The 7,817-nt window shown below is 47.3% G+C and carries 2 protein-coding genes; both read left to right on the top strand.

Translation table 11 applies throughout. The annotated features are described in order from the left end of the window. Positions 1–2,682, top strand: a 2,682-nt coding sequence (locus KKA81_16730; protein ID MBU2652572.1) for a T9SS type A sorting domain-containing protein, incomplete at its 5' end; no start/stop codon positions are given. Positions 2,683–3,037: 355 nt separating this feature from the next. Next, the coding region (locus KKA81_16725) for a carboxypeptidase-like regulatory domain-containing protein (GenBank protein MBU2652571.1) at positions 3,038–7,817 on the top strand (4,780 nt) is incomplete at its 3' end.

Raw genomic sequence — 7,817 nt, 5'->3', positions numbered from 1 at the left:
CTGATGAACGAAGAGCCCAGGACAGAGTTCCCGAACCCGTACTCAGAGTATAGCCCAATGGTACAGGAAGTTAAGGTTGTCAGCAATGGCAGCACCAACCGCGACCTGTGGGATGTACACTATAACTATCCTTGCGGATTCGCAAGTGGTGAAGCCGGAACCGAGAGTGACGGACAGTTTATCTATACTACACAGTGGAATGCCGGTAACGGTACCTTCTACAAATATGATCTTGGCGGTACTTTCCTCGGACCTTTCACAGTATCCGGTTGCCAGGATATCCGTGACCTTGCCTACGACCCGACAACAGGACTTATGTTCGGTAGTAATGCAACCAATACCGTATGGGGTATGAACTTTGTTACCGGTGCGGTTGATATGACCATCAGCGCCCCGACAGCTGCCCGTGCCATTGCCTATGACAATGACAACGACGGCTTCTGGGCCAACAACTGGGATACCCCGATCACCTTGTTTGACAAGACCGGAGCCACGATCACCTCGATCAACGTAGGTGCCTTCGGAAGCTTGTACGGTTTGGCTTACGATAACTGGGCAGACGGTGGACCGTACCTGTGGGCATTCAGCCAGGCAGGATCGGGTGCTGAACTTGTTCAGTATGACCTTGCTACCGGAACCGAGATCTTCAATATGAACACACTGCCACTGCTGGGTGGAACCCAGATCGCCGGCGGTCTGTACACCCATTGCAACCTCTTCGGCAACAATACCGTCACCATTGGTGGTATCCTGCAGAATGAGCTGATCTTCGGATTTGAGTGGGTACAGTGTTCCAGTACTCCCGGACCTACTCCGGGCGGAGAAATTCCTGAGAACCTGATCGGATACAACCTGTATCGTGATATGGAAGTTGTTGCTTATGTACCTTATATTGATGGTGATTCAACAACTCACTACTATGACCTTGGTCTTGAGCCATTGACCTATCAGTATGATGTGAGCGCACTGTACGACCTTGAGCCTTATGGCTTCCCGGGCGACACAGGTGAATCCGCACTGGAAGGATCAGCCTTCGTAACCATCCGTTACGGACACCCCTTGCCGTTCAACGAACCCTGGATCAGTGGTACTTTTGATCTGAACCAGTGGTCACACGAAGGCAACTGGAGAGTAAACGGCCAGGTCGGTGCCCCCGAACCTTCAGCAGAGTTTACCTGGGATCCTATCCTTACTGACTATCGTTCAGCTCTTACCAGCTACCCGATCGACGGATACGGCATTGACAATCCTTACATCGATGGATGTATCTGGTTTGACTATGACGTACGTCTTGACGACCGTAACATGACCGGTGATGAAACCCTCGTGGTTGAAGTCGGAAATGAAAACGGCTGGCACAAAGTTGCCGAATACAGCAATGCAAACGGCAGCTTCGACTGGACAGGCGAGCACTTTGATATCACCTCATGGGCCTTTGGACAGATCTTCCGCGTGAGATTCATTGCAGAAGGTATGAACTCCAATGACCTCCAGAGCTGGTTTGTTGACAATATCAACGTATACCGCTTATGTAACGAGCCTTATGACCTTGATTTCGCAGTTGATTATCCTTCGCTCACCGAAGGTGAAGTAACCTTGACCTGGCATTCACCGGCACCTTGTGCTGGCGGCGGCCCCGGCCCGGGTGGTGAATGGATCTTCTGGGACAATGGAGAACATGAAGGCGGTATCGGCCTCACCGGCGGTGGCGTATTCAGCGTGGCCTCTCATTGGGATGCCGATATGCTGACCCAGTACGACGGTATGTCGATCACTAAGATCACTTTCATTCCTTACGTAAATGCACTGACCACCACTTTCGAACTGAAGGTATGGGAAGGCCCGAACGCTGGAACCCTGCTGCACTCACAGGCAGTTAGCGGACTGTTGCTCGGCGAATGGAATGAGATCACTCTTACAACCCCCGTTCCGATCGATGTTACCAAGGAACTGTGGTTCGGTTACACGGTAGATTCACCTGATGGAGAAAATCCTGCAGGTTATGACATTGGCCCGGCCGTAGCAGGTTATGGCGATATGATTACACTGGACGGTGTTCAGTGGGATCCGCTGTCAAGCTTCGGCGCTCAGTTCGACAGGAACTGGAACCTTAGGGCTTATGTAGCTGGAACCGATGGCGACGCAGTTGCTCTGACCCCGAAAGCTGACAACACAGTTTACCCGACCCCGAATGCTTCTCTGAGCATGGAAAAGGGCGAAGGTATTGTTGCCGCTCCGGCCAACAGCAGCCGCTTCCTCCAGGGTTACAATGTATACCGCGATGGTGAATTCCTCGCCTTTACAACGGATACAACCTATACAGACGTAGTAACAGAACTTGGCCTTGTAGAATGGACCTACAATGTTGAGGCTGTTTACGAAGACTGCGTATCTGCTGCAATTGAGGGAGTTGTCTCCACCACGGTCAGCATCAGTGAACTGACAAGCGAAGGCATCGCCATCTACCCGAACCCGGCTACCGATGTTGTTAACATCACAGCTACTGAAGACATCACTTTCGTAACGATCATGAACAATGTAGGACAGGTTGTTTACAACAACAAGGTTGTTAACGACAACATGCTGCAGGTAACCACTACCGGATATGAAGCCGGAGTATACATGATCAAGGTCGAAACCGAAAATAATGTCATCATTAAAAAGGTTGTTATTGCTCAATAATCCTCATTGACCTTAACAGGTCGAATGGAATCAATATAAAAAGGCGGGATTTTCCCGCCTTTTTTTTATTATTTATTGCATTTTGCAGCATTTTTTTATATTTTTCAGACCTCATTTTACTATCGATGCAGATTGTTCTTTATAGTTAATTAATTATGATGCGTGTTTCTGCTCTACTATGCACCCATTTTTGGTTGTAATTTCTGCTGTTGCCAGGGTGCCTGCTGAATTATTTTTTTATTATTATTTGGTTATTTTGGTTTGGTTCAGACGAAATCATCCCGGAAGTATTTTTGTTAAATGAAAAATCAAGTTACGAACACTATTTTTTTTATGCTCATTAAATATTTAAACTATGAAAAACCTTAAACAATTAATGCTGCTATTGTTGTTGATAGTATATACTTCAACAATGGTATTTGCACAGAACCAGCAGGCCAGGGTAAAACCCTTATCCAAGGCCGAGCTGGAAATGATGCAAAAAATACCACAGGTATCGGTAGATCCAAATTATCAGGCACCTGATAATCTATTGGCCGTGCCGGTTACCAGTTTCCCTTACTTTGCAAATTTCGAATCGGGGTCTATGCCCGCTGAATTCGATGCAGTTGCAGGCATTGATGCACATGTCAGAATTGATGCCGATGCAGCCTATTCTTCAAGTTGGGGTTTGCTTTTTGATGGAAATACATCCACCAATTACGGCTCAACGCCAACAACATATGCTATGGCTTTTGACCCTTCAAAGGCTACTCATTTCGGAACGGTTTATATTGATGTTATTCCCAGTGGTGCCGGCGGAGTTCTTAAAATGCAATTCATGCTCCGGCAGGGCTATTCGTTTAGCACGGATTATTGCTGGTTCAGGGTGCTTGTTAACGGTAATCTTACTCCTGATGAAGGTGGTGGCCCGGGATATTACCAGGCAGTAAACCCTGTAAACTATTTGGGAGAATGGGTTGAAAGAACCTATGATCTCAGTGCTTACCAGGGCGGTGGACAGTTTGAAGTAACGTTGCAATCTTCTTGCAAATACTACGAATTGTATTATCAGCAAGGAGACATCGTTCATATCGATGATTTCCAGATTTGGTATTCGGCTGATCCCGGTGATATTGAAGGCTATGTCCTTAATGGCGATGGTCTTACCATTGCAGGCGCTACTGTAGGAATTGAAGGTTTTGGAATTACAACCTCCGGTCCAAGCGGATATTATTTTCTGGCTACAGTTCCTGGAGGGGATCAGACGGTTTTTGCATGGAAACAGGGTTATAACCAGGTTTTTGAAACCGTTAATGTTCCTCCGCTGGGAATTGCCTATCAGGATATGATCCTGACCCAGCCTACAATGTTTATTTCTCCAACCTACCATGATGTTACACTGAACCCGAATGAATACTATACAACGAATACAGGTATTCTTAATACAGGTGACGGACTACTGGAATGGTTTGCAGAAGTGGTCTATCCTACAACCGATGGACCCGACAATACGGATGACTATTGTGCCGGTAGTGGTGGATGTGATGAATACATTGCCCGCGTTCAGATTGGTACAATTGATAATTCCAGCACATGTACCCAATATGGGGACTATACTTATTTATCTACAGAAGTTGCTCCCGGTGAAAGTTATGCAATTACCGTAACCAACGGCAATCCGATATGGACGGCGGATGAGTGTGGCATCTGGGTTGACTGGAACCAAAACGAGGACTTTACAGATGATGGTAGCATTACTGTTAGCGGAAGCCCTGGCGTCGGTCCTTATACCGCGACCATCACAGTGCCCGATGATGCTATTCCCGGTTTAACCAGGATGAGAATACGCATCGATTATGCCAATACTCCACAACCTTGCGGATCAACCTCTTTTGGTGAAGTGGAAGACTATTCCCTGGAAGTAATGGGCGGAGCTTATGGATGGCTTACTCTTGACTATTATACAGGTACCGTTCCTCCGAATGGCGGGTTGGTTAATGTTCCTACTCATTTTGATGCCACAGGTGCATCGGCAGGGGAAGTTTATCATGCAGATATAGTGTTTACAAGTAACCCGGATGTTGCTACTATCACTATTCCTTGTACCATGACCATCCTGGGACCTCCATTGACACCCCCTGAAGACCTCGAAGTTACCCTGGTCAATGATATTACAGGACAGGTAAACCTGACCTGGACATGGGCAGGTGATGCTTTCCAGTTCTTTATTGTCCGCAGAGATGGTACCGTCGTGGGCTCTACAACCAATCAGTATTTCACTGATTTTCTGCCTGATTATGCTGAATATTGCTACACAGTCCAGGCAGTATATGACGAAGGTCAGACAGCTCCCGCAGGTCCGGAATGTGTTTTATGGCCCGATCCCGATATCTTGATCGATCCGGATACCCTGGAAGGATATGTTTGGGTCGGTCAAACAGTGGATGTAAATACCTGGGTTTATAATAATGGCCTCGGTACTCTCCAGTATACTTTCCCGGAGTACGTAACTCTCGCCCTCCTGAATGATCCTAAGATTGAAAAGAATCAACCGGGATCCCCCATGGATAATTCTACCATCATTGATGAGAAAACCACCATCGATCCGTATTCAGGAAGTGGCTACCCGGTAGTCCTGGGTGCAGGTGGTCCGGATCCGTTTGGCTATGTCTGGATCGACAGCGATGAAACCGGGGGGCCTGCATTCGACTGGATTGAGATTTCAGGAACCGGTACTTTGGTTACTGGTTTGTCGGATGATAATGTTGTAGGACCTTATAATATCGGTTTTGATTTCCCATTTTATGATGTCGATAAAACTCAGTTCTGGATCAATTCCAATGGTACAATAGGATTTACCAACACTTACATTACATTGACAAATTACTCAATCCCAACAGGAAATTCCTATGTTGATTTTATTGCATGGTACTGGGATGACCTTGATCCGGGAAATCCAAATACCCATGTGTATTATCAAAATATCAACGGTCGTCTTGTTATCCAGTTTGATACCTATTATGAATATCCCGATGGCAATAGGTATGTTGATGCTCAGATGCAACTTTTCCCAAGCGGAAAGATCCTGATTTTATACGATTATATTGATCCGGGATTTGATGTAGCTGGAGGAACAGTTGGTATTCAATCGGCCGATAACAGCCTGGGATTACAGGTGGCCTATAATACAGCTTATATCCACAACGATCTCGCACTGATGTTCAGCTTACCCTCCGATTTTGTTGTTGATGTTCAACCTCCAACCGGATTTGTTCCTGAAGGAGGAGCCCAGGAACTCACACTTACTTATGATGCCCAGGATTATGCTCCGGGTACGTACACTCAGGATATTCTTTGTGAATCCAATGATCCGGATATTCCTGAAGTATGGGTACACAATATTATGCATGTTTATATGCCAGGACAGATTGCCGGAACCGTTACCGATGGCGTTACCGGTTTGGGTATCTCCGGTGCAACTGTGACGGCTATGAGTATGACCAATAGCTATCAGACTATTACAGACCCGGACGGTGAGTATTCCATGTATCTTGATGAGGCTGTTTACGATGTGACTTTCTCCAAACTGGGATACCAGACTGTGATTGTTGAAGATACATTTGCATTGGCGGGCATAGTTACCCCTATCGATGTTGAGATGTATGAAGAACCTTATCCGCCGGCATGGGTATTGGCTACTGTGAACGATCCCGATACCGAATGCCTTGTTGAATGGTCACTGCCGGTCGGACCCTATGAGATCCTTTATGACGATGGTTCGGCAGACGAACTTGTAGTTTGGGCCACTTCAGGAAACGAAAACGCTGTGAAATTCACCCCGTTGGGGTACCCGGCTACTGCAGTGGGCGGCCGTCTCTATGTTGGCGATGGCACTTTCCCGGATGGCAACTGGTTCGGTACCGAATTCGCTATCAAAGTGTATGACGATGACGGCCAGAACGGCCTTCCCGGTACATTGCTCGATTCAATTGGTGTCATAGTGGATAACTTTGGCTGGATAGAATTCTGGGGACTCAATTCGACCATTGAAAACGGCAATTTCTATATTTCAATGGAGCAGCTTACCTATGCTCCCGATGCAGCACCGCTGGGTGTTGACTACACCACACCAACAGTTAACAGGAGCTACTCCCGCCATGGATCTGGGGATTGGGGACTTTCGGTATATCAGGATTTCATGATCCGTGCCTATGTTGAAGGTCCTGCTACCGATGGATTTATTGCTGACGGTGCGGAAATGATGCGGCCTCCCAAACTGCCACAAGGCATTATGGGTAAGCATTTCTTTGCTATGAACGGAACCACCCCACTGGGAATTCCCGGTGTTGAACTTGGTGGCGATATCCGTCCGGTTACTACAGGAGTGGCTGCCAACCGCGATGTAGTTGACTATGACGTTGCCCGCGTTTCCGACTTCGATCCGAATGCAGGTCCGCAAACCGGAACCCTAACCATCCTGACCAGCACAGGTAACCTCTCCTATAACGACGTTGCCTACGGCGGCCTTGCCCAGGGTTGGTATGCTTATGCTGTCAGAGCTAACTATACTAATGGCGACGTGTCTGACTGGGTGTATTCCAACATCGTTGGCCACCTGATGGATTTTGAAGTTACCTTCGAGATTACCCTTTCTACCGGTGATGTTCCTGAAGATGTAGAACTTACACTTGCAGGCGAAGATTACCCGTATAACACGTATTTCGGTGTAACCGATGCAACAGGTATCTTTACCTTTGATTCCGTGATGATGGGCAATTACGCTATCAGCGTTTACAAAATTGCTTTTGAAACCTATGCATTCCTTGATAATATCCAGGAAGATAAATACTATGTAATTCAGCTTTGCGAAAAGAGATACCCCCCGAGAAACCTCTGGGTTGATCCTCTGACAAGCTGGGCTTACTGGGATATGCCAATCGTCGAAGCTTTATGGGAAGAGTTTGAAGATGCTACTTTCCCGCCGCTTGGCTGGCAGTCGTTTACCAACTCCGTGGGTTGGTTCCGTACCGATGATGGCAGCTCTTCGAGCTGGCCCATTCCTACCTGGGATAGCTACTACGCCTGCTCCAACGACGATGCAGCCGGTAGTGATGCCGATGGTAGCATGGACTACCTGATCACTCCTCCGCTGG

Source organism: Bacteroidota bacterium (assembly GCA_018831055.1).
GTDB lineage: Bacteria > Bacteroidota > Bacteroidia > Bacteroidales > B18-G4 > M55B132.
The sequence above is the reverse complement of the archived record's forward strand: the minus strand, read 5'-3'. Positions and strand labels throughout refer to the sequence as shown.